The organism is Streptomyces sp. NBC_00461, from assembly GCF_036013935.1.
Classification (GTDB): Bacteria; Actinomycetota; Actinomycetes; order Streptomycetales; family Streptomycetaceae; genus Streptomyces.
On the sequence record NZ_CP107902.1, the window covers coordinates 7283537 to 7308563 of the forward strand.

Sequence of the window (25027 nt, forward strand, 5' to 3'; positions counted from 1 at the left end):
CGACTTCACGGGGGCGGGGTACATGAGCCAGGTGGTCACCGAGACCATGGTGCGGGTCGAGAACGTCCACAGGTCCTACGGCCACGGAGCGGCCGCCGTGCACGCGCTGCGCGGTGTCTCCTTCGAGGTGCCGCGCGGCGAACTCGTGGCCCTCAAGGGGCGCTCGGGGTCGGGCAAGACCACGCTCCTCAACATCGTCGGCGGACTCGACGTACCCGACGAAGGACGTGTCACCGTCGACGGCCTCGACCTGTCGGAGCTCGACGAGGACGGGCTGCTCGCCCTGCGCCGCGACCGCGTCGGCTTCGTGTTCCAGTCCTTCGGGCTGATACCGATCCTCACGGCCGCCGAGAACGTCGGCGTGCCGATGCGGCTGCGCCGGACCGAGGTTCGCGCGCGCGAGGAGCGCGTCGAGCTGCTGCTCGCCCTGGTCGGGCTCGCCGACCATGCGGCACAGCGGCCCGGCGAGCTCTCCGGCGGCCAGCAGCAGCGCGTCGCCATCGCCCGCGCCCTCGCGAACAGCCCCGCGCTCCTCGTCGCCGACGAGCCGACCGGGCAGCTGGACGCGGAGACCGGGCACGCCGTCATGGAGCTGCTGCGGGCCGTCGTCCACAGCGAGCAGGTCACGGCCCTGGTCGCCACCCATGACGCGACCCTGCTGGACCTGGCCGACCGGGTACTGGAGCTGGGCGACGGGGAGATCGTCGAGCACTGAACACGTCCCGCGTCAGAGTTGCGTCAAAGACGGCCCGCCCGCCGGTCCTGGCACCATTTGGCGGGATTGCCGGCCGTAAGGTCGACGCTGCGTAGGCAGCAGCGACCGGAAGACAATGGGGCCATGGGACGCGGCAAGCTTCGGATCTACCTCGGTGCGGCACCGGGCGTCGGCAAGACCTACGCCATGCTCTCCGAGGCGCACCGGCGTGTGGAGCGGGGTACGGACTGCGTGGTGGCCTTCGTGGAGCACCACGGCCGGCCGCGCACCGAGGTGATGCTGCACGGCCTGGAGCAGACGGCGCGCAGGGAGCTGGAGTACCGGGGGGCCGTCTTCACCGAGATGGACGTCGACGCCGTGCTCGCCCGCAGCCCCCAGGTGGCCCTCGTCGACGAGCTGGCCCACACCAACGTCCCCGGCTCCCGCAACACCAAGCGCTGGCAGGACGTGGAGGAGCTGCTCGCGGCCGGCATCGACGTGATATCGACCGTCAACATCCAGCACCTGGAGTCCCTCGGGGACGTGGTCGAGTCGATCACCGGCGTACGGCAGCGGGAGACCGTGCCGGACGAGGTCGTACGCCGGACGGACCAGATCGAACTGGTCGACATGTCGCCACAGGCACTGCGCCGGCGGATGGCGCACGGCAACATCTACCAGCCGGACAAGGTGGACGCGGCCCTGTCCAACTACTTCCGGCCGGGCAATCTGACCGCGCTGCGGGAGCTGGCGCTGCTGTGGGTGGCGGACCGGGTCGACGAGTATCTGAAGCAGTACCGCAGCGAGCACCGGGTGTCGAAGATCTGGGGCTCGCGCGAGCGGATCGTGGTCGGCCTGACCGGCGGACCCGAGGGCCGGACCCTGATCCGACGGGCCGCGCGGCTCGCCGAGAAGGGCGCCGGCGGTGAGGTGCTGGCCGTCTACATAGCGAGCACCGACGGGCTGACGGCCGCCTCGCCGAAGGAACTGGCCGTGCAGCGCACCCTGGTCGAGGACCTCGGCGGCACCTTCCACCACGTGGTCGGAGACGACATACCGGCGGCCCTGCTCGCGTTCGCGCGCGGGGTCAACGCCACCCAGATCGTGCTCGGCGTCTCACGGCGCAAGAGCTGGCAGTACGTCTTCGGGCCGGGCGTCGGCGCGACCGTGGCCCGCGACTCGGGACCCGACCTCGACGTCCACCTGATCACGCACGACGAGGCGGGCAAGGGCCGCGGGCTGCCGGTGGCCAGGGGCGCCCGGCTCGGCCGGTCGAGGATCATCTGGGGCTGGCTGGTCGGCGTGGCCGGTCCGGCCGTCCTGGCGGTGCTGCTCAACACCGTCCAGCTCGGCCTCGCCAACGACATGCTGCTCTTCCTGGCCCTCACGGTCGCGGCGGCGCTGCTCGGTGGCCTGCTGCCCGCGCTGGCCTCGGCCGCGGTGGGCTCGCTGCTGCTGAACTACTTCTACACACCGCCCCTGCACCGCTGGACCATCGCCGACCCGAAGAACATCGTCGCCATCGTGATCTTCGTCGGCGTCGGCATCTCCGTGGCCTCGGTGGTCGACCTCGCCGCCCGCCGCACCCACCAGGCTGCCCGACTGCGCGCCGAGTCGGAGATCCTCTCCTTCCTCGCGGGCAACGTACTGCGGGGCGAGACCGGCCTGGAGGAGCTGCTGGAACGGGTCCGCGAGACCTTCGGCATGGAGTCGGCGGCCCTGCTGGAGCGGGCCGGCGACCGGGACCCGTGGACCTGCGCGGGCCGCGCCGGGCTCGGGCCGTCCGTGCAGCGCCCTGACGAGGCGGACGTGGACGTCCCGGTCGGCGACCACATGGCACTCGCACTGACCGGCCGGGTGCTGCCCGCCGAGGACCGACGGGTGCTGGCCGCCTTCGCCGCCCAGGCGGCCGTCGTCCTGGACCGACGGAGGCTGCAGGAGGAGGCCGACCGGGCCCGGGCACTCGCCGAGGGCAACCGCATCCGTACGGCGCTGCTGGCCGCCGTGAGCCACGATCTGCGGACGCCGCTGGCCGGCATCAAGGCGGCGGTGTCGTCACTGCGCTCGGACGACGTGGCCTGGTCCGAGGAGGACCAGGCGGAACTGCTGAAGGGCATCGAGGAGGGCGCCGACCGGCTCGACCACCTCGTCGGCAACCTCCTCGACATGTCCCGCCTGCAGACCGGCACGGTCGCCCCGCTGATCCGGGAGGTCGACCTGGACGAGGTCGTACCGATGGCACTGGTCGGGGTGCCCGAGGACGGCGTCGTCCTGGACGTGCCGGAGACCCTGCCGATGGTCGCCGTCGACCCGGGACTGCTGGAGCGGTCGGTGGCCAACCTGGTCGAGAACGCCGTCAAGTACAGCCCGCGGGACGAGGCGGTGCTGGTCGCCGCGAGCGCCATCGCCGACCGGGTCGAGGTGCGGGTGGTCGACCGCGGCACCGGCGTCCCCGACGAGGCCAAGGAACGCATCTTCGAGCCCTTCCAGCGCTACGGCGACGCCCCGCGCGGCGCCGGCGTGGGCCTTGGGCTCGCCGTGGCGCGGGGCTTCGTCGAGGCCATGGGCGGCACCCTCGACGCCGAGGACACACCCGGCGGCGGCCTCACCATGGTCCTCACCCTGCGCGCGGCAGGACCGCACGCGCAGGAACTTCTCCACCCAGCGGAAGCGGAACCCGAAAGGCAGGTCACATGACCCGGGTGCTCGTGATCGACGACGAGCCGCAGATCGTGCGGGCCCTCGTGATCAACCTCAAGGCGCGCAAGTACGAGGTCGACGCGGCCCACGACGGCACCACCGCCCTTCAGCTCGCCGCCGCCCGCCACCCCGACGTGGTCGTCCTCGACCTGGGCCTGCCCGACATGGACGGCGTCGAGGTGATCAGGGGCCTGCGCGGCTGGACCCGCGTGCCGATCCTGGTGCTCTCGGCCCGGCACACCTCCGACGAGAAGGTCGAGGCGCTGGACGCGGGCGCCGACGACTACGTCACCAAGCCCTTCGGCATGGACGAACTGCTCGCCCGGCTGCGGGCGGCCGTCCGCCGTGCCGAGCCGGTCGGCGCCGGCGAGGACGACGTGACCGCCGTGGAGACCGACGAGTTCACCGTCGACCTGGCCGCGAAGAAGGTCAACCGGGGCGGGCGGGACGTGCGCCTGACGCCCACGGAGTGGCATCTGCTGGAGGTGCTGGTGCGCAACACGGGCCGACTGGTGAGCCAGCGGCAGCTGCTCCAGGAAGTGTGGGGTCCGTCATACGGCACCGAGACCAACTACCTGCGGGTGTACATGGCCCAGCTGCGCAGGAAGCTGGAGGCGGACCCGTCACACCCCAAACACTTCGTCACGGAGCCCGGGATGGGGTATCGCTTCGAGAAGTGAGCCGCCGGGCGGGGCACCGGTTCGAGCGCCGGGCCCGCGGGTACGTGGCTGTCGGGGCACCCCGGTACGCTTCAGACATGAGTGCTGTTCCTCGTTCCGAAAAGCCGGTGGGCCGGTTCCGGCGCATGCTTGACCGGCTCTCCTCGTCGCAGGAGGACCTGGAGTCCGAGGAGCTGCGGGAGGACACGGTGACCGCGGGCTGTACCCGTATCGGTGACTGTCACGACCGACAGATCGTTACGGTTACTGGTACCTTGCGCACGGTCACCCTGCGGCCGCGCGCGGGCGTCCCCGCCCTGGAGGCCGAGCTGTTCGACGGCTCCGCCGCCTTGGACGTGGTGTGGCTCGGCCGGCGCTCCATCGTGGGCATAGAGCCGGGACGCAGACTGATCGCATCGGGCCGGATCTCGATGAGCCGGGGCCGCCGGGTGCTGTTCAATCCGAAATACGAACTGAGACCCCTCGGACGGGAGTAGCCGGTGACGTCGCTCGACAAGCCGACCGAAGACACTCAAGCCGACGATGCCCGGGCGGTGACCGAGGCCGCCCTGTTCGAGGCGTTCGGCGGAGTGCGGGGCATGGTCGAGACGGTACTGCCCGGCCTCCTCTTCGTCACCATCTTCACGATCAACAAGGACCTGCACTGGTCGGCCATCGCCGCCCTCGCCGTGTCCCTGCTGCTCGTGGTGGTCCGCCTGGTCATGCGGGACACCGTCAAGCACGCGTTCAGCGGTGTCTTCGGCGTCGCCTTCGGTGTCGTCTTCGCGATGATGACGGGCAACGCCAAGGACTTCTACCTGCCCGGCATGCTCTACACGCTGGGCCTGGCGCTTGCCTACATCGTCACGACCCTGTGCGGAGTACCGCTGCTCGGCCTGATCCTCGGGCCCGTCTTCAAGGAGAACCTCTCCTGGCGCACCCGCAACCCGGGCCGCAAGAAGGCGTACTCCAAGGCCAGTTGGGCCTGGGGCCTGATCCTGCTCGGCAAGTGCGCGATCCTCTTCCCGCTGTACTGGTGGGCGAACACGGCTCAGCTGGGCTGGGTGCTGGTCGCCCTGAAGATCCCGCCGTTCCTGCTCGCCGTATGGCTGACCTGGGTCTTCCTGGCTAAAGCGCCTGCTCCCATCGACGTGTTCGCGGAGATGGAGGCCGAGGAGCAGGCCGAGAAGGAGCGGGCCGCTGCGGGACGTGAGGCGAGTGCCGGGCGGCACCGTCGGGAGGCGTAGTGCTCGGCATCTGCGCGGCCGTCCCTGGGGGCTGCCGCCCCCAGACCCCCGCTTCGGCCTGAACGGCCTCGTCCTCAAACGCCGGACGGGCTGAAGAGAACAAAGAACAGCCGGACGCGCTGAAGGACAACGGACAGCCGGACGGATTGAAGAACAAACAGCGAGGGCGCCCCCGGAATCCGGGGGCGCCCTCGTCGTCGTAGCGGCCGAAACGATCAGCCCGCCGCGTCCTCCCGTCGCACCGACAGCAGGTCCTCCAGCTGTTCCTCCCTGGCCTGCGCGGCGACGAACAGCAGCTCGTCGCCCGCTTCCAGGGAGTCCTCGCGGGACGGGGTGAGGACTCGGGTGCCGCGGATGATGGTGACCAGGGACGTGTCCTCGGGCCATTCGACGTCGCCGACCTGGGTGCCGGCCAGCGCCGACTCCTCGGGCAGCGTCAGCTCCACCAGGTTGGCGTCGCCGTGGCTGAAGCGGAGCAGTCGGACCAGGTCGCCGACGCTCACCGCCTCCTCGACCAGGGCGGACATCAGACGCGGGGTGGAGACGGCGACGTCGACGCCCCAGGACTCGTTGAAGAGCCACTCGTTCTTGGGGTTGTTGACGCGGGCCACGACGCGCGGGACGCCGTACTCCGTCTTCGCCAGCAGCGAGACGACCAGGTTGACCTTGTCGTCGCCCGTCGCGGCGATCACGACGTTGCAGCGCTGGAGCGCCGCCTCGTCCAGCGCCGTGATCTCGCAGGCGTCGGCGAGCAGCCACTCCGCCCGCGGGACGCGCTCGACCGAGATGGCGGTCGGCGCCTTGTCGATGAGCAGGACCTCGTGGCCGTTCTCCAGCAGCTCGCCCGCGATCGAGCGGCCCACCGCACCGGCACCGGCAATGGCGACCCTCATCAGTGACCGCCCTCCTCTTCGGGACCCTTGGCGAAGGACGCCTCGACCTTGTCGACCTCGTCGGTGCGCATCATCACGTGCACCAGGTCGCCCTCCTGCAGCACCGTCTGCGAGGTGGGCAGCATCGTCTCGCCGAGCCGGGTCAGGAACGCCACGCGGACACCGGTCTCCTCCTGCAGCGTGCTGATCTTGTGGCCGACCCAGGCGGCCGAGGCGTGTACCTCGGCGAGCTGGACACCACCGGTCGGATCGCGCCACAGGGGCTCCGCTCCCGAGGGGAGCAGCCGGCGCAGCATCTGGTCGGCCGTCCAGCGGACCGTCGCGACGGTGGGGATGCCCAGACGCTGGTAGACCTCGGCACGACGCGGGTCGTAGATGCGGGCCGCGACGTTCTCCACGCCGAACATCTCGCGGGCCACGCGTGCGGAGATGATGTTCGAGTTGTCGCCGCTGGACACGGCGGCGAAGGCGCCGGCCTCCTCGATGCCGGCCTCACGCAGGGTGTCCTGATCGAAGCCGATCCCGGTGACCCGGCGGCCGCCGAATCCCGGGCCGAGGCGGCGGAAGGCCGTGGGGTCCTGGTCGATCACTGCGACCGTGTGCCCCTGTTGCTCCAGGGTCTGGGCCAGAGCGGAACCCACTCTTCCGCAGCCCATGATGACGATGTGCACGACCGTCCTTCCGGTGTCCTAAAACTACTGCTCAGCAAAGGGTCTCAGACCGACGCCAAAGCTACACACGCGCGGTAGGACGTCGGCACCCCTGTGCACGGTTGCCGTGCGGACCGTGATGTCAGCGGCGGCTGATGCTGCGGACGCTGGCAAGTGTCAGGATTCCGAGGCCGACGAGGGCCGCCGCGGCGCCGATCAACTCTGCGGTGGCATGCATGGGAACCTCCGGGGGACGGCGACAGGGCGTGACAGCCGGGGGAAAGTGCGGTGCTTGTCATATAGACATGACGCCGCGACGACCTGCGGAATCCGCAGCCGGACCCTCCTCTCTTTTCACCCGGAGGGCAGATGTGGGGTGGCAGGTGGTTGAGCACGCGTTCGAACGCCTACGATTACCTGTTGTGTCCAAACTGACCGACGTGCCCAAACGGATTCTGATCGGGCGCGCACTGCGCAGTGACCGGCTGGGCGAAACGCTCCTGCCGAAGCGCATCGCCCTCCCCGTCTTCGCCTCCGACCCGCTGTCCTCCGTGGCGTACGCCCCCGGTGAGGTGCTGCTGGTCCTGTCCATCGCGGGTGTGTCGGCGTACCACTTCAGCCCCTGGATCGCTCTCGCGGTCGTCGTGCTGATGTTCACCGTGGTCGCCTCCTACCGGCAGAACGTGCACGCCTACCCCAGCGGCGGTGGCGACTACGAGGTCGCGACGACCAACCTGGGCCCCAAGGCGGGACTCACGGTCGCCAGCGCCCTGCTCGTCGACTACGTCCTCACCGTCGCCGTCTCGATCGCCTCCGGCATCGAGAACCTCGGCTCGGCGGTCCCGTTCGTCGTCGAGCACAAGGTGCTCTGTGCCGTCGCCGTGATCGTGCTGCTCACGCTGATGAACCTGCGGGGCGTCAAGGAGTCCGGCAAGCTCTTCGCGATCCCGACCTACGTCTTCGTGGGCGGCGTGTTCATCATGATCGCCTGGGGCGCGTTCCGCGGGCTGGTGCTCGACGACACCATGCAGGCGCCCACGGCGCACTACACGATCAAGGCCGAGCACCAGGGCCTGGCCGGATTCGCCCTGGTCTTCCTGATGCTGCGCGCCTTCTCCTCCGGTTGTGCGGCGCTCACCGGTGTCGAGGCGATCTCCAACGGCGTGCCCGCCTTCCGCAAGCCCAAGTCGAAGAACGCGGCGACCACGCTCGCCGCGATGGGCCTGCTCGCCGTCACCATGTTCTGCGGGATCATCGTCCTCGCCCTGACGACCAAGGTCCGCATGGCGGAGAACCCGGCCACCGACCTGCTGAAGAACGGCGTCGGGGTCGGCTCCGGCTACGTCCAGAACCCGGTGATCACACAGGTCGCCGAGGCTGTCTTCGGCAAGGGCAGCTTCCTGTTCGTGGTGCTCGCCACGGCCACGGCGCTGGTGCTGTTCCTCGCCGCCAACACCGCCTACAACGGCTTCCCGGTCCTCGGCTCCATCCTCGCCCAGGACCGCTATCTGCCCCGCCAGCTGCACACCCGCGGCGACCGCCTCGCCTTCTCCAACGGCATCGTGCTGCTGGCCGGCGCGGCAACCCTGCTGGTCGTGATCTACGGCGCCGACTCGACCCGGCTGATCCAGCTGTACATCGTCGGCGTGTTCGTGTCCTTCACGCTCAGCCAGACCGGCATGGTCCGCCACTGGAACCGCCACCTGGCCACCGAGAAGGACCCGGCCAAGCGCAGCCACATGATCCGCTCCCGCGCGATCAACACCTTCGGCGCCTTCTTCACCGGCCTGGTCCTGGTCGTCGTCCTCGTCACCAAGTTCACGCACGGTGCCTGGGTCGCGCTGCTGGGCATGTGCATCTTCTACGCGACGATGACGGCCATCCGTAAGCACTACGACGGCGTGGCCGCGGAGATCGCGGCGCCCGAGGGCCCGAGCGACGACAGCGTACGGCCGTCCCGGGTGCACTCGGTCGTCCTGATCTCGAAGATCCACCGGCCCACGCTGCGGGCCCTCGCCTACGCCAAGCTCATGCGCTCGGACACCCTGGAGGCGCTGACCGTCAACGTCGACGCGGCGGAGACGAAGGCGCTGAAGGAGGAGTGGGAGCGGCGCGGCATCGACGTACCGCTGAAGGTCCTTGATTCGCCGTACCGCGAGATCACGCGGCCGGTCATCGAGTACGTGAAGGGCCTGCGCAGCCAGTCCCCGCGCGACGCGGTCTCCGTGATCATCCCCGAGTACGTGGTGGGCCGCTGGTACGAGCATCTGCTGCACAACCAGAGCGCGCTCAGGCTGAAGGGCCGGCTGCTGTTCACGCCGGGTGTCATGGTCACCTCGGTGCCCTACCAGCTGGAGTCCTCCGAGGCGGCGAAGCTGCGGGCCCGCAGGCGGCAGGACTGGAACGCGCCGGGTTCGGTGCGGCGCGGTCCGGCCCACCACGGCCGGCCGAAGGAGCCCACGGGCGCGTCGGGACCGTCCGGCTCGTCCGGCTCGTCCGACGGCAAGAGCTGACGCTCGCTGGTCAACGGCCGGACGGCGCCCACGTAGACTGGTGGGCTGTTGTCCGGCCGTTTCCCATTCGATGTTGTGGAGTCACCCCGCCATGCAGGCAGAACCGAAGAAGTCGCTGGTGGGGGAGGAGTACGAGGTCGAGATCGGCCCCGTCGCCCACGGCGGGCACTGCATCGCCCGTACGTCCGAGGGCCAGGTGCTGTTCGTCCGGCACGCGCTGCCCGGTGAGCGGGTCGTGGCGCGGGTGACCGAGGGCGAGGAGGGGGCCCGCTTCCTGCGCGCGGACGCGGTGTCCGTGCTCTCGGCCTCGAAGGACCGTATCGAGGCGCCCTGTCCGTATGCCGGCCCCGGCCGCTGCGGCGGCTGCGACTGGCAGCACGCCAAGCCGGGGGCGCAGCGCCGGCTGAAGGGCGAGGTCATCGCCGAGCAACTGCAGCGGCTCGCGGGTCTCACCCCCGAGGACGTCGGCTGGGACGGCACGGTGATGCCGGCCGAGGGGGACAAGCTGCCGGCAGGCGAGGTGCCGCAGTGGCGGACGCGCGTGCAGTACGCGGTGGACGCCGACGGCAACGCCGGTCTGCGCCGCCACCGTTCGCACGAGGTCGAGCCGATCGAGCACTGCATGATCGCGGCGCCGGGCGTGAGCGAGCTGGGCATCGAGGACCGCGACTGGTCGGGCATGGCGTCGGTGGAGGCGATCGCGGCGACCGGCTCCCAGGACCGCATGGTGATCCTGGAGCCGCAGCCGGACGCCCGGCTCCCGCTGGTCGAACTCGACAAGCCGGTCTCCGTGATGCGCGTCGAGGAGAAGGACGGCGGCATCCACCGCGTTCACGGCCGCGCCTTCGTCCGCGAGCGGGCCGACGGCCGTACCCACCGGGTCGGCAGCGGCGGCTTCTGGCAGGTCCACCCGATGGCCGCCGACACCCTCGTCAAGGCCGTCATGCAGGGCCTGCTGCCGCGCAAGGGCGACATGGCGCTCGACCTGTACTGCGGTGTGGGCCTGTTCGCCGGCGCGCTCGCCGACCGGCTCGGCGACAAGGGGGCGGTCCTCGGCATCGAGTCCGGCAAGCGCGCCGTCGAGGACGCCCGGCACAACCTCGCCGACTTCGATCGGGTGCGGATCGAGCAGGGCAAGGTGGAGTCCGTCCTGCCGCGCACCGGCATCAACGAGGTCGACCTGATCGTCCTGGACCCGCCGAGGGCCGGCGCGGGCCGGAAGACGGTCGAGCAGCTGGCACGGCTGGGGGCGCGGAAGATCGCGTACGTGGCGTGCGATCCGGCCGCGCTGGCCCGGGACTTGGGGTACTTCCGGGACGGGGGGTACCGGGTGCGGACGTTGCGGGCGTTCGATCTGTTTCCGATGACGTCGCACGTGGAGTGCGTGGCAATTCTTGAGCCTGCCTCAAAGGCCCTCTGACCTGCGGGTTCTCCTTGGCGGTCGGGCGTGGTCGGTGGCACTCGATCTGTTTCCCCGAAGTCCACCACGTGAGGCATGGCGCACGCTACCGCCGCCTGTCTGACCTGCGGCTTCGCGTAAGGGGGGTGCAGGTTGACTCGACTTACGCGGGCCGGTTGGGGAAACGTCTTGACGCTCGTTCGACGCTGATTCTGACGGAGCGTCATGCGGTCGTCCCGGGTCAGCCGGCGCGGCTCAATCGGAGTGTCGGGCAGCATGCTTCTAGCGATGCACACCGGGCGGGCGGCGGCTGCTCGAGCACGGCGGGATCGTGCACGCCGAGTCGGCCTGGCGGGGGCTTCATCCTGTTCGAGTCAGGCGTCCAGGAGGCGGAGGCGGCCCGCCAACTCCGTGCCGTCACCGCACACGACGGGCCCGCCGCCTTGGTCCCGGGCCTTGATTACGCCCTCTGGACAGAACGCGCCGCCCTCCAACTGCTCGACGAACACCGCGCCCTGGACCGGTGTCCCCTCGATCTCCACCACGCCCTGCGGCGCAGTTTCAAATGTGCTCTCCTCCGGACGCGCTCAGTCGATGTCCAGCTCACGGGCCTCTTCGAGGAGACGGGCCGCGAGGTCGTCGGCCCAATTTGCGGCCCAGGTGCGCAGGGCGGTGATGGTGGCGTCATCGAGTCCATAGGCGGCGAAGGCTTCATCGTCGGTCCAGTCGGCGCCCGTGAGGTTCGCCTGCAGGTCGCGCTCGAAGCGCCCACGGGCGTGGCGGCGGCCGAACTCCTCGAGCTCGGCATTGGTCCTGTGGCGGGAGGCCGCGAACACGTCGATCAGGTCGCGAGGTGCTCCGCGGCCGGCGAGGGCGCGGACTTTGGTCGGGTGAGGACGCCGAAGCCCTGCTCGGCGAGGGCCTCGCGGACGCGGCTGACTGTGGTGGCGAAGTCGGTGTCGAGGTGCACGGTGCGGTCGTAGCGCATGGCAGGGGTCCTTCCGGTCGGCTCGCACGGCGCGGACCGGGTGTCCGGCCGTGTGCGAGGTGCTCGTGAGGTGTTCCCCGGGGCTTTCCCTGCCCTTGGAAATACCCCCCGGGGTACTCGTGTTACGGTCGTAAGCATACCCCCTGGGGTAATTCTTCATTGGAAGGGAGTACCTCGTGTTCTTCGTCGACACGATCGAGGTGGCCGGGCTCGGCAACCGCAGTTACCTGGCGGGCGGCGAGCGGACGGCGGTGGCGGTCGACCCGCCCCGTGACGTGGATCAGGTGATCGCGGTGGCCGCCCGGCGCGGGGTGCGGATCTCGCACGTCGTCGAGACGCACGTCCACAACGACTACGTCACCGGCGGCCTGGAGCTGGCCCGGATCACGGGTGCGGCCTATCTCGTCCCTGCCGGGGCCAGGGTCTCCTTCGAGCGCACGCCGGTGCACGACGGCGACCACGCGGAGATCGACTCGGACGCGGGCCTGACCCTGCGCGCCGTGGCGACCCCCGGTCACACCCCGCACCACACCTCCTATGCGCTGGAGGAGAACGGCACGGCGGTCGCGGTGTTCACCGGCGGTTCGCTGCTGATCGGCACGGTGGGCCGCCCGGACCTGGTCGAGCCGCGGCTGACGGAGCAGCTGGCCCGCGCCCAGCACGCCTCCGCGCACCGCCTGGCCGCCGAGCTGCCCGACGACACGGCCGTGCTGCCCACGCACGGATTCGGCAGCTTCTGCTCGTCCTCCCAGGCGGAGGGCAGCGACACGAGCATCGGCAAGGAGAAGGCGTCCAACGAAGCCCTCACCAGGGACGTCGACACTTTCGTCGCCGACCTGCTGGCCGGCCTCGACGACATCCCCGCCTACTACACGCACATGGGCCCTGCCAACGCGGCCGGACCCGCGCCCGTCGATCTGACGCCGCCCGCCGTCGCCGACGCCGAGGAGATCGCAGCCCGGCTGGCGGCGGGGGAGTGGGTGGTGGACCTGCGCAACCGCGTCGCGTTCGCCGCCGGGCATGTCTCCGGCTCGTTCAACTTCGAGGCTGAAGGGCAGCTCGCGACGTATCTGGCCTGGCTGATCCCGTGGGGCAAACCGGTCGCGCTGCTCGCCGAGTCACCTGAGCAACTCGCCACCGCCCAGCGCGAACTGGTCCGCGTGGGCATCGACCGCCCCGCTGCCGCGGCCACCGGCGAACCCGGCGACTGGGTCCGGGAGGGGGAGGCCCAGGCTTCCTTCCCGCGCGCCACCTTCGCCGATCTCGCCGGCCGGCACCCGGCGGAGGGAGTCGTCGTCCTCGACGTCCGGCGCGGCTCGGAGCGGGCGGCGGGATACATCGAGGGCTCGGTCCACATCCCAGTCCACGCCCTGCACCGCCGCCTCGGCGAGGTTCCTGACGGTGAGGTATGGGTGCACTGTGCGGGCGGCATGCGGGCCGCCATCGCCGCCTCGCTGCTGGACGCCGCCGGCCGTCGTGTCGTCGCCGTCGACGACTCCTTCGACGCGGCCGAGAAGGCGGGACTCACCCTCCGGACCCTCTGACGGCATCGGACGCGCCGCAGACGTCCCACCGATCTTCGCCGCCGACATGGAAACAGGAGCGAGACACCGACATGAGCATCTTCCGACGAGACCGGCGTGGTCCGGGTCGCGTGACCGTGCAGGAGGCGGCCGCGCGCACCGGCCACGGCAACGCCGTCGACAGCGGCGATGACGCCGTGCTGCTGGATGTGCGCGAGCCGTACGAGTGGCAGGCCGGGCATGCGCCGCGCGCCGTGCACCTGCCCTTGTCCGCGCTGGCCGCCGGGGCGGGGCTGCCCGCTCACGCGCAGGCGCGGCCCCTGGTCGTGATCTGCCGCTCCGGCAACCGGTCCCGGCAGGCCGCGGAACTGCTGGCCACCCGCGGCGCGCAGGCCGTGGACGTGATCGGGGGGATGCGGGACTGGGCGGGGGCGGGGCTGCCGGTGGTGGACGCACGCGGTGGGAACGGCACCGTCGCGTGAGCGCGGTCATACTCGCCCTGGCCGCCGGCGCGGTCATCGGCCTGGCGCTCGGCGCGCTCGGGGGCGGCGGCAGTGTGCTGGCCGTTCCCGCCCTGATCTACCTGCTCGGCTTCAGCCCGGTCGCGGCGACGACCGCGAGTCTGGTCATCGTCACGCTCACCTCGGTCACCGCGCTGGTCGCGCACGCCCGCGACGGCCACGTCCGCTGGCGGACCGGGCTGCTGTTCGCGGCGGCCGGGATCGGCCCGGCGATGCTGGGCGGCGCGCTCTCCACCCGTATCCCGGCGGCCGTACTGACGGCGGCCTTCGCCGTGGTCGCGGGAGTGGCCGCCCTGCGTATGCTGCGGTCCCGGCCGGCTGCGGAGGGCGCCGTGACGGTGCGGCCGGGGCGGGTGGCGATCGCCGGCGGCGGGCTCGGCGCGGTCACCGGTGTCCTCGGTGTCGGCGGCGGTTTCCTCGCCGTACCGGCCCTGGTGAGCGTGCTGGGCCTGCGGATGCGGAACGCGGTGGGTACCAGCCTGCTGGTCATCACCGTCAACTCGCTGGCCGCGCTGGCGACGCGCGCCGGCACGGTCGAGGGGCTGGACTGGGCGGTCGTCGGGCCGTTGGTCGGGGCCGCGATCCTCGGCGCCTGGGACGGCAAGCGGGTGGCCGCGAAGATCTCGGGACACACGCTTCAGCGGATATTCGCGCTGGTGCTGCTGGCGGTGGCGGCCTTCATGCTGATCGACGCGGCGCTGTGACGGCCGCCGTGGCGAGAGTCCTCACGCCAGCGACAGGAAGAGCTTCTCCAGGCGGGTGCGCATCTGCTGGGCGTCCTCGCCGTTCTTGCGGCCGGATTCGATGTCGGTCATGCACTGCTGCATGCCGGTCGCGATGATCGCGAAACCGGCCCGGTCGAGCGCGCGGGAGGCCGCGGCGAGCTGCGTGACGACGTCCTCGCAGTCACGTCCCTCCTCGATCATCCGGATCACACCGGAGATCTGACCCTGCGCACGGCGCAGCCGGTTCAGCACGGACTTCAGGTCCGCACCCTCAAGCTCCAGTTCCACGGCCACTCCTCAAAGAAAATACCCCTAGGGGTACTGTACGTCCCGGTTCGGGACGGCGTCGACCATTAAGGATCACATCTGTCATGGCCAACACCTCCGCCCCCGTCACCCTCGCCACCGAGCAGGCCCGCACCAGGCTGCACGAACTCACCGTCATCGACGTGCGCACGCCCGCCGAGTACGCCTCCGGCCACCTGCCCGGCGCCCTGAACATTCCGCTCGACCACGTCCGCCGCGCCCTGCCGGAGATACGGCACGCCGCCGGACGCGGTGACGTCCTGGTGGTGTGCGCCTCCGGAGCCCGTTCCGAGAACGCCTGCAAGCTGCTGGCAGAGCAGGGCATCACCACGGCCACGCTTGCAGGTGGCACCGGCGCCTGGGCCGCCGAGGGGCACGACCTGCACACACCGGCCGCCTGCGACACGCGGGCCGGCTGGAGCATGGAACGCCAGGTCCGCTTCACCGCCGGCAGCCTGGTCCTGCTCGGCCTCCTGTTCGGCCTGCTCGTGCACCCGGCCCTCCTGCTGCTCTCGGCCGGCGTCGCGGGCGGCCTGGTGTTCTCCGCCCTTACGAACACCTGCGGCATGGCGGTCGTGCTCGGCAAGCTGCCGCACAACCGCCCGCGCGCGGCCGATCTCGACGCCACGCTGGCCGCTCTGCGCAGCCGCTGAACCCGTGTTCCGGGGCGCCCGTGGAGACTTCATGGGCACCCCGGACGTCAGTTCGCTCCCGTCGAGCCCGCGGCGGCCTTCCGGCGCACGTCCTCCATGTCGACGGCCCGGATCCTGCCGATGAGCTCTTCCAGGGCCTGCGGCGGCAGCGCGCCCGGTTGTGAGTGCAGGACGGTCCGGTCTCGGACGGCCATGAGTGTGGGGATGGAGGAGATCTGGAAGGCGCCCGCCAGTTCGGGCTGTGCCTCGGTGTCGACCTTGCCGAAGACGATGTCCGGGTGGCGCGCGGCCGCCTTCTCGTAGACGGGGCCGAACATCCGGCACGGTCCGCACCAGGCCGCCCAGAAGTCGATCAGCGCGATCTCCGAACCGGTGACGGTTTCCTCGAAGTTGTCCTTGGTCAGTTCCACGGTGGGCATGGCTACCGCTCTCCTCTCTTATACCCGGCGGGGTATTCGGGTACACGGTTCAACCGGTGCCGGTCCGAGTTTGTTCCAGGCGGACGGGCGGCAGCGGGAACCAACGCATGCGCTCGAAGTCGGCCGGCAGCCCGGTGGGGCCGTTGTCGAGACGGCCGGAACAAGCGGTGAACACCTCGCGGGCGCGGTTGAGTTGACCTGCCGGTGCCTCCGCCCAGCCGACGGTGACGGGGTGCCGGGGCGCTGATCCGACCGTCCGCCGAGTACCGCACGTCGGTCAGGCGCAGCGGGGGATCGGTGGCGCCGGCATGGTGGCGCCACTGCCCGGTGTGCGGGTCGAAGCGGAAGTCGGGCAGGAGTCGGTGGCCGTGCGTGGCGATCAGGTCGACGGCGGCGATGAGGTAGTCGCGGACGGTATCGCTGATGAAGTAGTTGAAGTTGATGCGGGTCCAGCCGGGTTTGATGCCGTCGCAGCCGTGGACGACCTCGTCGAGCAAGGCGTGGGAGGTGGCCGTTTCGATGGCGAGCAGGCGGTGGCTGTCGGGGCCTGCGCAGGAGCAGCCGGAGGGCGTCACCGGACACCGGGACCACCAACTGGCCACCAGCGCGGCGCGGTTCGTCGCCGGCCAGGCCGGTATCGCGCTGCTGGGCCGGACCCTGCCCCAGGAGGTGGCGGACCGGTTGAACGCCGAGTTCGGCACGTCCTTCACCGGGCGTGACCCGGCCGCGTGCCGAGTCGTCGAGCCGATGCCGCGGGAGCGGCAGTATCGTCCCGTTGCCTGTCATGCCGGCCAGTCGTCCGACACCCCGGTGCTCTGGCGTCGTCTGGAACTCCTCGGCGACCATGAACACCTGCGGATCCCGGAGTGACGCGTCGGCCACCGAGGTCAGAAGGAACGGTCGCTCTTCCGTGGCTACCCGAGGGGCGCGGTGTCGCGCTCGGCCAGGCCGGCGTGCGCGAGGAGCAGACGAGCCAGGTCGCGTGCCTCGTCGGCGGTGAGCGCCGCCCACACTCCCGGCTCGCCGCCCTGGTCCTGGCCCACGTCCAGGGTGATCCGGGTGATGGGACGGTCCGCGGGAGCGAGCCGCAGACACCGCACAGCGATCCTGTGCCCGCAGGTCGTCACAAGACATGTGTCCCTCCTGGTCGTGGACGACGACACCAGAGTCGCGCGGGTCAACGCCGCCTACGTCGAGAAAGTGCCGGGCTTCCACGTCGCCGGCGCAACGCACTTCGGCGTCGGTCTCACGCCACGCCGCCTGCAGCGTCCCGGGTGCCGTAGCGGCCGGACAGTTGCCGCGAGGCGCGTTTGAAGGCCAGAACGGGAACGTAGTGGCGCACGCGCGCGTCGGCGAAGTACGCGAACGACGCTGCCGCTGTGGTCTCCAGCGTCTCGGACGGGGCATCCGGGAATCGGCGCTCGAGCCGCGTCCGGACGTCCTGGCGGGCGCGTTGCTCTGCCGCTGGTGTCGACGGGCCGGCCGGCCGGGTGTCGGGGCAGTGGTTGCCCGGCGGGACGGCCCTCGAGGTGAGGACGGGGAGAAAGGTCACCTTCATACCCCCCGAGGTATGGGGTCCGGATGGTCAGGCCAGGGTCAGGAACAGCTTCTCCAGTTCGGCCTCGCTCAGTGGAGGAGTGCGTCCCCGCCGGCGTTCGGTGAGGCACTGGCGAATGCCGCCCGCCACTATTTTGAAGCTGGCCCGGTCCAGAGCGTGGGAGACCGCGGCCAGCTGGGTGACGACGTCCCTGCGGTCCCGCTCCGCCTCGATCATGGTGATGACCGCGGCCAGTTGTCCCTGGGCCCGCCGGAGCCGGTTGAGTACCTCGGCCCAGGAGTCCGTTTTCTCGGTCACGAGGTTGACGACTTCTCTCACGGCTCCTGTCTCGTCCATCACCGGACACCTCCTGGGGTCGGGTTCGTCGGAGGTTCGGGAGGTGCCGCTACGCGTCGTGCGGCGACGGCGCGGTGCCGCTGCGGATGGTGTCCTCACCTGTGGGGTGGGGGACCGTCTGTGCGTCTTCCTCGATGGACGGCGCTGATACGTCGTTGGTCAGGCTCCGTGTTCGCTCGGCGTTGCGCAGCATGTACCAGCTGAACACGACCCCCGCCGCCGCGGCCACGGAGGCCCAGGTCCACGGACTGGTCAACAGGGTGTGGCGCAGGTCGGAGCTGATCTGCTGGCTCAGTACGAAGACGCCCATGACGGCGACGAACCAGCCGAAGGACTTGCGCAGCGTGTCCTGTGGGATGCGCCCGGCGAGGAAGCCGCCGATCACGCTGCCGACGACAGCGGTTGCCGTCACTAGGGCGGCGGGCCCGCGATGCCGGTGACCACCACGATGGATCCGGCGACCAGGCGCACCTGGCGTTCCAGGTCCCAGCGTTCGGGGCCGCGGGTGAGCGGGCCTCCGGCGGTCTCCCACGCCGTGACGCCGCCGTCGAGGACGCGCAGGTTGGGCAGTCCGGCTTCGGCCAGGGCCTGTTCGGCCTGGGCGGCGCGGGCGCCGGAGCGGCAGATGAGGATGACGTCCTCGTCGAGGTGGTGCAGCAGTTCGGTGCGGTGTTCGCGCAGGGTGTCGAGGGGGACGTTGTAGGAGCCGGGGATGTGGGCGGTGCGGAACTCGCCGGGCGTGCGCACGTCCAGCAGGCGCGGGCCTTCGCCGTTCCGTGTCAGGTCGCGCAGGGTGGCGGGATCGAGTCGGGGCTTGTCGGCGTGGATGGTCATCGAGGGTTCCTTGCTGTCCGTGAAGCGTTCTTCTTGTGAGGGGGACCGGGCGGTGGCCGACGGTTTCGGCCGCCGCCCGGGAGCGGTGTGGATCAGACGTCGGCCGGTGCAGGCAGGGCGAGCCAGGCGCCGTAGCCGCCGAGCAGGTCGGAGACGTCGGTGCGGCCCTGGTGGCGCAGCAGGCTGGCGGCGATGGACGAGCAGTGGCCGCCAGCGCAGTGGACGACCAGGGGGCGGTCAGCCGGGATCTCGTCGATACGGCGGGCGAGTTCGGCCAGCGGGATGTGCAGGGAGCCCTCGATGAAGCCCTCTTCGCGTTCGGCGGTGTTGCGCACGTCCAGGACCAGCGGGGGTTCGTCGCCGTCGAGCAGGTGGCACAGTTCGTCGACGGTCAGCCGGCCGGCCTGTTCCATCTCGTCGGCCAGCGCGGGGAAGGCGCCCTCGGGCTCGCGGAGGTACCCGCCGACCTTGTCGAAGCCGATCCGGGCGAGTCGGGTGACGACTTCCTCCTCGCGGTCCTGCGGCGCGATGACGACGGCGTCCTGCTCGGGGGCGACGACCATGCCGGCCTGCTCGGCGAAGCGGCCGTCCGCGGGCACGTTGACCGAGCCGCGCAGGTGCCCGGGTGCGAAGTCCTGCGGCGAACGGGCGTCGAGGACGACCGCTCCGGCCGCGCGCCGATCCATGAACTCCGCGGCCGACAGCGGCCGGGGCGCGGCGGCCTCGTCGAACAGGCCGTGCTCCTTTCGGTTGAGGATGGCGTCGTAGACGAAGTAGGCGGGCACCCCTAGGGGTATTTGCCCGGGAGGCAAGTCGCGACTCGACGCCGGGGCAGGGAACGAGCCGTGATCCATGGGTGCGGCCCTTGGCAGCCGGAGGGTCAAGCGCGTCCCGCCGCTCGGTCCGGAGTCCGCCGTGACCGTGCCGCCGTGGGCGGTGACCAGCTCCTTGACCACGGCCAAGCCGATGCCGCTACCGCCTCCGGCACGAGCGCGGGCACCGCGCCACAGACGGTCGAAGACGTGCGGCAGCTCTTCGGCGGGGATGCCCGGACCGGTGTCCGCCACCTCCACGAGCGCCTCGAAGGGCGTGGTGGAGGTGGTGACCGTGACGGTGTCGCCAGGACGGTAGTGGCGGGCGGCGTTGCTCAGCAGGTTGCCGAGGGCCTGATGCAGCCGGTCGGCGTCCGCGCGGACCAGCAGGGCGGCTGGGCCGGGGACGGTGCATACGGTCAGCCCGGCGGTACGCAGCTCGGCCTCGCGCTCGGCCACGGCGGCTCGTGCCGGGTGTCTGCAGACCGGCGCCGACGGCGATCGGCAGGGCCGGGGAGGTGGAGCTGATGTCGGCCCGTGCCCCGGGAGTGCCCGAACAGGAAAGACGGACTTGAGGCCGTGACGCTCGTTTGACGCTCCGGGCGCCCGCACGCGGCGCGGCAAGCCTAAAAATGGGCCCTGACCTGGCCTTTTCCGATACTCGATCAGGCCGACATCCTTCCGATGACGCATCACGTGGAGTGCGCGGCGATCCTTGAGCCGGTGGCCAAGGGCTCCTGAACTGCAGTTTTGTGTGTGCGTCCCCGTGTTCATCCGTTCGTCCCCGGCGGCCTGATAGGCCTGGCCCGGCACAGCAACAAGCCCTCTACCTGCGGGAAACCGCAGGTAGAGGGCTTGTTGCTGTGCCGGGCCACGGGGAGTGGGATCTGAATTGATCAACCTGATGGAACGGGTTTCTGATCAACTTCACCGTCCCACAAGATCAGTTCTGTGTGAACCGACGAGGCGGAAACGAGCGGGGGCATGTCCCGTTCTCGGTCGACCGGACCGCCAATCCGCCCGGAGGATCTCGCCTCTGTCCCCTTGGGGGACGAGAACGAAAAGTCACTGAACAGACATGGAAAAGGTGCACCAACGATGAAGCTCACGCTGCGCCGGAACGGGCGCAAGCTCGGGCCAGGCGGGGCTGCGTCGTGAACTGCACAGCGACGACAACCAGAACGCCGCCCCGACCACACGGTTCTCCTCCCAGGTCCGGCTGCCCGTCACGCAGGCGGCTGTCACGGGGTGAAGGGGACCCCCGCGCGGAGGAGCACGTTGGCGTAGAAGGTGTCCTCGCCCGTCCGTACGGCGAACTTGACGTCCCGGACCCTGGCCTTGAACTCGTCGTGGTCGATGGGTTCGGGGTCGAGCCCGAAGGAGCGCAGGCCGGTGTGGACGGTGGGGTTGACCTCGCGGATCTTGTCGGTCACCCAGCTGTGCTCGACGACGATCTCGTTGAGCACGGTCTGGACGACGTCCAGGAACGGGGATTGGCCGTACCGGTAGCCGAGATCCACGACGGGGGTGTCGGGTGCCAGGGGGAGCCCGGCGTCGCTGATCACGAAGGTGTCGGTGTGGCGGAGACCGGCGATCAGCCCGGCCAGCTCGCGGTGGATGATGCCCTTGCGCTGCACGGGTTCAGTCCTTTTCGGTAGGGGGAGTGGTGGGGGCGAGGGCGCGCAGCGTGGCCAGGCCGGCGTACTGCTGGGGCGCACCCGAGACCCGTACGGCCAGGGAGCCCGCGGCGATGCCGAGGCGTGCGGCGTCCAGGAGCGAGTCACCGGCGGCGAGCCGGGCGGCGAGCACTCCGGCGAAGGCGTCACCGGCGCCCGTGGTGTCCACGACGGTCGCGGGGACGGCCGGGAGCGCCGTGGAGACGCCGTCGGCGTCGGTGACGATGGCGCCCGCCTCGCCCAGGGTGGTGACCACGGCCTTGGCACCCCGGGCGTGCAGCGCGTCGTGCGCCTTCCGTACGGACGCTTCGTCCGGCGTGACCTCAGCATCTTTGTCCGTCGCCAACTGGCCTGACACCACCGCCTGTTCGTGCTCGTTCACGATGAGCACGTCACAGCGGGCGATCAGGTCGTCGGGGAGTTCGGCGGCGGGGGCGGCGTTGAGGAGGAACCGTCCCCGGCAGGCGTCCGCCGCGCGGCGGACGACGTCCAGCGGGATCTCCAACTGGGCCAGTACGACGGCTGCTTGAGCCCCGAGGCCCTCGGTGGGGTCGCCCTCGGAGGGCCACTGGTGGTTGGCGCCGGCGACCACCACGATGGTGTTGTCGCCGGCCGCCGTGGTGATCCACGCGGTACCGGTCTCGGCGCCGGGCACCGTGGTCACCGCCTCGACGTCCACTCCGCCGGCGACCAGCCGGGCACGGGCCCGGTCCGCCTCGGCGTCCTCGCCCACCCGGGCGATCATCGCCGTACGAACGCCTCCGGAGGCCGCCGCGGCCGCCTGGTTGGCGCCCTTGCCACCGAGGGTGACGTACGCGGTACGGCCGAGGAGGGTCTCGCCGGGGGAGGGGAAGGCGTCGGCGACGACGACGTGGTCGATGTTCACCGAGCCGATCACCACGACCTGGGGTGACGTACCCGGCACGGCCTCAGGCATGCGCGTCCCCTTGCACGGCCCCGGTGATCAGCCCGACCAGCTCGTCACCCGTGGTGGCGGAGACGGTCCGCCGCGCGGCGGACCGGCCTCGGCGCAGTACGTACGCGGTGTCGGCGACCCGGAGCACCTGCGCCATGTCGTGGCTGATCAGCAGCACGGTCACCGACGCCTCGCGGAGCCGGGCGATGAGCTCCTCCACGGCCGCCGTCTCCCGGACGCCCAGCGCTGCGGTCGGCTCGTCCATGATGACCAGGGTGCGGCCCCAGTTGGCCGCGCGGGCGATGGCGATGCACTGCCGCTGACCGCCCGACATCCGCCGCACGGTGGCCCGTACGTTCGGCACGTTCACGTCCAGCCGGGACAGGATGTCGCTGCTCTGGGCGATCATGGACTTCTTGTCCAGCACCCGGAACGGGCCGAAGCCGCTGGTCAGCTCGTGGTTGAGGTAGAGGTTCTGCCAGACCGGGAGGTCCTCGATGAGGCCGAGGGTCTGGTACACCGTCTCGATGCCCAACTGCCGGGCGTCGTCGGGGGAGTGGAACCGGACCTGCTCGCCCCGGAAGCGGATCTCGCCCGCGTCCTGCGGGTGCACACCGGTCAGACAGCGCACCAGCGTGGACTTGCCCGCGCCGTTGTCGCCGAGGAGCGCGGTGACCTCGCCGGGGGCCAGCTTCAGGTCCACGCCCTGGAGCGCCTGGACCGCGCCGAAGGACTTGCGCAGCCCGGTGATCTCCACGAGCGGCGAGACGACCTGACTGGCCGAGGCGGCGCTCTGGGTGGCGGCCGGGGCGGCGGAGGATGTGCCCGTCACACGGGCCGGAGTGTCCGTCATGGCTGGCTTCTCCTACTTCTGGAACCGGGAGATGAAGGCCGCGCCGAGTACGACGGTGCCGACCGCGATGGGCTGGTAGTACTGCGAGATGCCGAGCAGGGTGAACCCGTTGATGAGGCTCTGGAGCAGCAACGCGCCGGTCACCGTGCCGAACACGGAGGCCTTCCCGCCGAACAGGCTGGACCCGCCGAGGACCACCGCCGCGATGGAGCTGAGCAGCAGGTCGGTCTGGAGGCTGGGGTCGGCGCCGCCCGTGCGGGCCACGAACAGCACGGCCGCGACCCCGCAGGCCAGCCCGGAACTCGCGTACGCGATCAGCCGGATACGGTTGACGTGGATGCCCACACCCCGCGCGGCCTCGATGTTGCCGCCGGTCGACAGCAGATAGGTGCCGGTACGGGTGCGGTAGAGAAGGAAGCCCACCAGCACGGCCACCACGAAGGCCAGTACCCAGAACCAGCGCACCGGGCCGATGCCGTTGATCGCCAGAGCGCGCAGGAAGTCCGAGTTCACGGGGACGGTGTTGCCGCTGGTCAGCAGCAGGGTGAGACCGCTGACCACGGAGAGCGAGCCGAGGGTGACGATGAAGTCGGTCATGTTCAGCCGGGCCACCAGCAGACCGTTGACCACGCCCACCGCCAGCCCGGCCAGCAGGGCCAGGCCGACGGAGACGGTCAGTCCCCAGCCACTGGTGTAGGCGTACCCGAGGACCGCCGCCGACCAGGGCAGGTTGGAGCCCACCGAGAGGTCGATACCGGCGACGGTGACCACCAGCTGCTGGCCCATGGCGAGGACCAGCAGGATCGAGGCCGACACCAGCAGGTCGCTGATGTTGGACGTCGTGAGGAAGTCGGGCGTGGCGATGAAGAAGATGAGGAACACCACGCCCAGCCCGATCGGGGCGGCGTAGCGTGCCGCCGCCTCGACCGAGAAGTCCAGGCCGAGCCGGCCCGGCGCCTGAGTGTCAGCCATGATCAGATCACTTCCCGGCCGAGAGCGGGTTTTCGAACGGGACGAACGGCTGCGGGACGGAGCTGATCGCCTTGTCCACGTTGGTGGAGTCGATCAGGGCGATCGGGGCGACGATCCGGCTGGGCACCTTCTTCTTGGCGACCAGGTCGATGCAGGCCTGCACGGCCAACTGGCCCTCGGCGTACGGGTACTGGGAGATCGTGCCGCTGAGGGTGCCCGCCTTGACCGCCTCCAGCGCGGCGCTGATGCCGTCCACCGAGATGATGGAGACCTTGCCGGTCAGGCCGGCGTTGCGGACCGCCTGCGCGGCGCCCAGACCCATGGTGTCGTTGGCGGCGAAGATACCGGTGATCTTCGGGTGGGCCTTGAGGATGGCCTCGGTGACCGTCTGCCCCTTGGCCTGGTCGTAGTCGGCGGGCTGGGTGGCGACGATGTCCAGCTTGCCCGCGACCTTCTCCGTGAAGCCCTTCTGGCGGTTGATGCCGTTCTGCTCACCGGCGATGCCCTGGAGGATGGCCACCTCGCCCTTGCCGCCCATGAGCTTCAGCAGGCCCTCGCCCGCCTGCTGACCCGCCGACAGGTTGTCCGAGCCGATGAACGAGGCGTACGACACCCCGGCCTGCTTCGAGGCGTTCGCGTCGATCTGGGTGTCCAGGTTGAGGATCGGGATCTTCTTCTGGGCGACCGGGACGAGCGGGGTGATCACGTTGGTGGCGTTGACCGGTACGACGCCGAAGCAGTTGTAGCCCTGGCCCGCGAGGGTGGAGATCTTGGCGTTCTCACCCGTGCTGTCGGTCTCCGACGCGCCCGCCTGGACCTCCACCTTGACGCCCTGCTTCTTGCCCTCGGCTATCGCGCCGTCGCGCAGCGCCGCCCAGTAGGGGTTGGTGAAGTTCCGGGTGACGATGGCGATCTTCGCCTCGCCCGACTTGCTGCCGCTGTCGGAGCTGTCCCCGCCCCGGCCGCAACCGGCCACCACCAGCAGCATCGTCGCGGCGGCGGCGACAGCGGTGGCGGAACGGACTCTGCGTGCGGTGCGGTTGGCGGTGGCGCCGGAGTCGGCGGTGACGTTGGTGTTCATGGGAGTGCCTTTCGTCGCGTCATTGCGTCAAAACGGGGTGGCGTGGGGTCCGCGCGGGGCGCGGGGCGCGCGGGGTGGCCCGGACTCCGAGGCCGGGGG

General features: G+C 70.6%; 28 protein-coding genes and 4 pseudogenes. 13 read left to right on the forward strand and 19 right to left on the reverse strand.

Features of this window, described 5'->3' with window-relative positions; genetic code table 11:
* Window positions 1–22 precede the first annotated feature (22 nt).
* The 5 genes from OG870_RS33955 to OG870_RS33975 all read left to right on the forward strand — a co-directional run bounded on the left by OG870_RS33955 (window position 23) and on the right by OG870_RS33975 (window position 5300).
* Window positions 23–715: an ABC transporter ATP-binding protein gene (locus OG870_RS33955; protein WP_266522607.1), complete on the forward strand. Its 693-nt coding sequence runs from the start codon at window positions 23–25 to the stop codon at window positions 713–715.
* Between the two features lie 123 nt (window positions 716–838).
* Window positions 839–3391, forward strand: coding sequence for a sensor histidine kinase (locus OG870_RS33960; RefSeq protein ID WP_266590447.1), 2553 nt, complete (start codon window positions 839–841; stop codon window positions 3389–3391).
* Window positions 3388–4074, forward strand: coding sequence for a response regulator (locus OG870_RS33965; protein ID WP_266522611.1), 687 nt, complete (start codon window positions 3388–3390; stop codon window positions 4072–4074). The genes OG870_RS33960 and OG870_RS33965 overlap by 4 nt, the downstream gene beginning before the upstream one ends.
* 77 nt (window positions 4075–4151) lie before the next feature.
* The gene (locus tag OG870_RS33970) at window positions 4152–4550 is read left to right on the forward strand and encodes an OB-fold nucleic acid binding domain-containing protein (protein WP_266522613.1); all 399 of its coding nucleotides are present in this window, start codon (window positions 4152–4154) and stop codon (window positions 4548–4550) included.
* Between the two features lie 3 nt (window positions 4551–4553).
* The gene (locus OG870_RS33975; protein WP_266522614.1) at window positions 4554–5300 is read left to right on the forward strand and encodes a DUF3159 domain-containing protein; all 747 of its coding nucleotides are present in this window, start codon (window positions 4554–4556) and stop codon (window positions 5298–5300) included.
* Between the two features lie 215 nt (window positions 5301–5515).
* On the opposite strand, the gene OG870_RS33980 is transcribed toward OG870_RS33975, so the two are convergent.
* Together OG870_RS33980 and OG870_RS33985 are read right to left on the reverse strand one after the other, a co-directional pair.
* Window positions 5516–6193 (reverse strand): potassium channel family protein, encoded by a 678-nt coding sequence (locus OG870_RS33980; RefSeq protein WP_266522616.1) that lies wholly within the window; start codon window positions 6191–6193, stop codon window positions 5516–5518.
* Entirely contained in the window at window positions 6193–6864 is a 672-nt protein-coding gene (locus tag OG870_RS33985) for a potassium channel family protein (protein WP_266522618.1), read from the reverse strand. The genes OG870_RS33980 and OG870_RS33985 overlap by 1 nt, the downstream gene beginning before the upstream one ends.
* A gap of 401 nt (window positions 6865–7265) precedes the next feature.
* Here OG870_RS33985 and OG870_RS33990 point away from each other — a divergent pair, with 401 nt between their 5' ends.
* Together OG870_RS33990 and OG870_RS33995 are read left to right on the forward strand one after the other, a co-directional pair.
* The gene (locus OG870_RS33990; RefSeq protein WP_327691788.1) at window positions 7266–9356 is read left to right on the forward strand and encodes an APC family permease; all 2091 of its coding nucleotides are present in this window, start codon (window positions 7266–7268) and stop codon (window positions 9354–9356) included.
* A 91-nt stretch (window positions 9357–9447) separates the two neighbouring features.
* Complete coding sequence (locus OG870_RS33995; RefSeq protein WP_266590449.1) at window positions 9448–10776, forward strand: class I SAM-dependent RNA methyltransferase; 1329 nt, start codon at window positions 9448–9450, stop codon at window positions 10774–10776.
* A gap of 353 nt (window positions 10777–11129) precedes the next feature.
* Here OG870_RS33995 and OG870_RS34000 read toward each other — a convergent pair whose 3' ends face one another.
* The 3 genes and pseudogenes from OG870_RS34000 to OG870_RS34010 form a co-directional block, all read right to left on the reverse strand.
* Window positions 11130–11300, reverse strand: coding sequence for a hypothetical protein (locus tag OG870_RS34000; protein WP_266590451.1), 171 nt, complete (start codon window positions 11298–11300; stop codon window positions 11130–11132).
* Window positions 11301–11342: 42 nt separating this feature from the next.
* Window positions 11343–11642: pseudogene (locus OG870_RS34005) on the reverse strand (hypothetical protein); the annotation flags it as partial.
* A gap of 2 nt (window positions 11643–11644) precedes the next feature.
* Window positions 11645–11743: pseudogene (locus tag OG870_RS34010) on the reverse strand (DUF302 domain-containing protein); the annotation flags it as partial.
* Between the two features lie 176 nt (window positions 11744–11919).
* On the opposite strand from OG870_RS34010, the gene OG870_RS34015 reads away from it, so the two are divergent.
* The 3 genes from OG870_RS34015 (at window position 11920) to OG870_RS34025 (ending at window position 14491) form a co-directional block, all read left to right on the forward strand.
* Entirely contained in the window at window positions 11920–13287 is a 1368-nt protein-coding gene (locus tag OG870_RS34015) for an MBL fold metallo-hydrolase (protein ID WP_266590453.1), read from the forward strand.
* Window positions 13288–13358: 71 nt separating this feature from the next.
* Window positions 13359–13748 (forward strand): rhodanese-like domain-containing protein, encoded by a 390-nt coding sequence (locus tag OG870_RS34020; RefSeq protein ID WP_266590455.1) that lies wholly within the window; start codon window positions 13359–13361, stop codon window positions 13746–13748.
* Window positions 13745–14491 carry a sulfite exporter TauE/SafE family protein gene (locus OG870_RS34025; protein ID WP_266590457.1) on the forward strand — a complete coding sequence of 249 codons (747 nt, stop codon included), beginning with the start codon at window positions 13745–13747 and terminating at the stop codon, window positions 14489–14491. Before OG870_RS34020 ends, OG870_RS34025 begins: the two co-directional genes overlap by 4 nt.
* 21 nt (window positions 14492–14512) lie before the next feature.
* Here the strand turns inward: OG870_RS34025 and OG870_RS34030 are convergent, their stop codons facing one another.
* Window positions 14513–14800: a metal-sensitive transcriptional regulator gene (locus OG870_RS34030; RefSeq protein WP_266522632.1), complete on the reverse strand. Its 288-nt coding sequence runs from the start codon at window positions 14798–14800 to the stop codon at window positions 14513–14515.
* Window positions 14801–14883: 83 nt separating this feature from the next.
* Between OG870_RS34030 and OG870_RS34035 the strand changes: the two genes are divergently transcribed.
* Complete coding sequence (locus OG870_RS34035) at window positions 14884–15471, forward strand: rhodanese-like domain-containing protein (RefSeq protein ID WP_266590459.1); 588 nt, start codon at window positions 14884–14886, stop codon at window positions 15469–15471.
* Window positions 15472–15518: 47 nt separating this feature from the next.
* Here OG870_RS34035 and trxA read toward each other — a convergent pair whose 3' ends face one another.
* Together trxA and OG870_RS34045 are read right to left on the reverse strand one after the other, a co-directional pair.
* On the reverse strand, window positions 15519–15890 hold the full coding sequence (gene trxA, locus OG870_RS34040; RefSeq protein ID WP_266590461.1) for a thioredoxin: 372 nt from the start codon (window positions 15888–15890) through the stop codon (window positions 15519–15521).
* 2 nt (window positions 15891–15892) lie between these two features.
* Window positions 15893–16387 carry a hypothetical protein gene (locus OG870_RS34045; RefSeq protein ID WP_266590464.1) on the reverse strand — a complete coding sequence of 165 codons (495 nt, stop codon included), beginning with the start codon at window positions 16385–16387 and terminating at the stop codon, window positions 15893–15895.
* A gap of 22 nt (window positions 16388–16409) precedes the next feature.
* Between OG870_RS34045 and OG870_RS34050 the strand changes: the two genes are divergently transcribed.
* Window positions 16410–16760: a hypothetical protein gene (locus OG870_RS34050; protein ID WP_266522640.1), complete on the forward strand. Its 351-nt coding sequence runs from the start codon at window positions 16410–16412 to the stop codon at window positions 16758–16760.
* 44 nt (window positions 16761–16804) lie between these two features.
* On the opposite strand, the gene OG870_RS34055 is transcribed toward OG870_RS34050, so the two are convergent.
* On the reverse strand, window positions 16805–17017 hold the full coding sequence (locus tag OG870_RS34055; protein ID WP_327691789.1) for a hypothetical protein: 213 nt from the start codon (window positions 17015–17017) through the stop codon (window positions 16805–16807).
* Window positions 17018–17024: 7 nt separating this feature from the next.
* On the opposite strand from OG870_RS34055, the pseudogene OG870_RS48280 reads away from it, so the two are divergent.
* Window positions 17025–17123 (forward strand): annotated as a pseudogene (locus tag OG870_RS48280) (two-component system response regulator); the annotation flags it as partial.
* Between the two features lie 13 nt (window positions 17124–17136).
* On the opposite strand, the gene OG870_RS34060 reads toward OG870_RS48280, so the two are convergent.
* The 10 genes and pseudogenes from OG870_RS34060 to OG870_RS34105 form a co-directional block, all read right to left on the reverse strand.
* Entirely contained in the window at window positions 17137–17448 is a 312-nt protein-coding gene (locus OG870_RS34060; protein ID WP_327692385.1) for a three-helix bundle dimerization domain-containing protein, read from the reverse strand.
* Between the two features lie 27 nt (window positions 17449–17475).
* Window positions 17476–17784 carry a metal-sensitive transcriptional regulator gene (locus tag OG870_RS34065; RefSeq protein WP_443063446.1) on the reverse strand — a complete coding sequence of 103 codons (309 nt, stop codon included), beginning with the start codon at window positions 17782–17784 and terminating at the stop codon, window positions 17476–17478.
* Window positions 17785–17833: 49 nt separating this feature from the next.
* Window positions 17834–18196: a hypothetical protein gene (locus OG870_RS34070; RefSeq protein ID WP_405625079.1), complete on the reverse strand. Its 363-nt coding sequence runs from the start codon at window positions 18194–18196 to the stop codon at window positions 17834–17836.
* Between the two features lie 11 nt (window positions 18197–18207).
* Window positions 18208–18618, reverse strand: a pseudogene (locus tag OG870_RS34075) (rhodanese-like domain-containing protein); the annotation flags it as partial.
* 92 nt (window positions 18619–18710) lie between these two features.
* A complete protein-coding gene (locus OG870_RS34080; protein ID WP_327691790.1) occupies window positions 18711–19889 on the reverse strand; it encodes an ATP-binding protein in 1179 nt (392 codons plus the stop codon).
* 782 nt (window positions 19890–20671) lie between these two features.
* Entirely contained in the window at window positions 20672–21067 is a 396-nt protein-coding gene (rbsD, locus tag OG870_RS34085; RefSeq protein ID WP_030042307.1) for a D-ribose pyranase, read from the reverse strand.
* A gap of 4 nt (window positions 21068–21071) precedes the next feature.
* Window positions 21072–22043 carry a ribokinase gene (locus OG870_RS34090; protein WP_323178463.1) on the reverse strand — a complete coding sequence of 324 codons (972 nt, stop codon included), beginning with the start codon at window positions 22041–22043 and terminating at the stop codon, window positions 21072–21074.
* Window positions 22036–22875, reverse strand: coding sequence for an ATP-binding cassette domain-containing protein (locus OG870_RS34095; RefSeq protein ID WP_266522653.1), 840 nt, complete (start codon window positions 22873–22875; stop codon window positions 22036–22038). Before OG870_RS34095 ends, OG870_RS34090 begins: the two co-directional genes overlap by 8 nt.
* A 12-nt stretch (window positions 22876–22887) precedes the next feature.
* Window positions 22888–23847 (reverse strand): ABC transporter permease, encoded by a 960-nt coding sequence (locus OG870_RS34100; protein WP_008736101.1) that lies wholly within the window; start codon window positions 23845–23847, stop codon window positions 22888–22890.
* 7 nt (window positions 23848–23854) lie between these two features.
* Window positions 23855–24928, reverse strand: a complete 1074-nt coding sequence (locus tag OG870_RS34105; protein ID WP_266522658.1) for a sugar ABC transporter substrate-binding protein — start codon at window positions 24926–24928, stop codon at window positions 23855–23857.
* Between the last annotated feature and the right edge of the window lie 99 nt (window positions 24929–25027).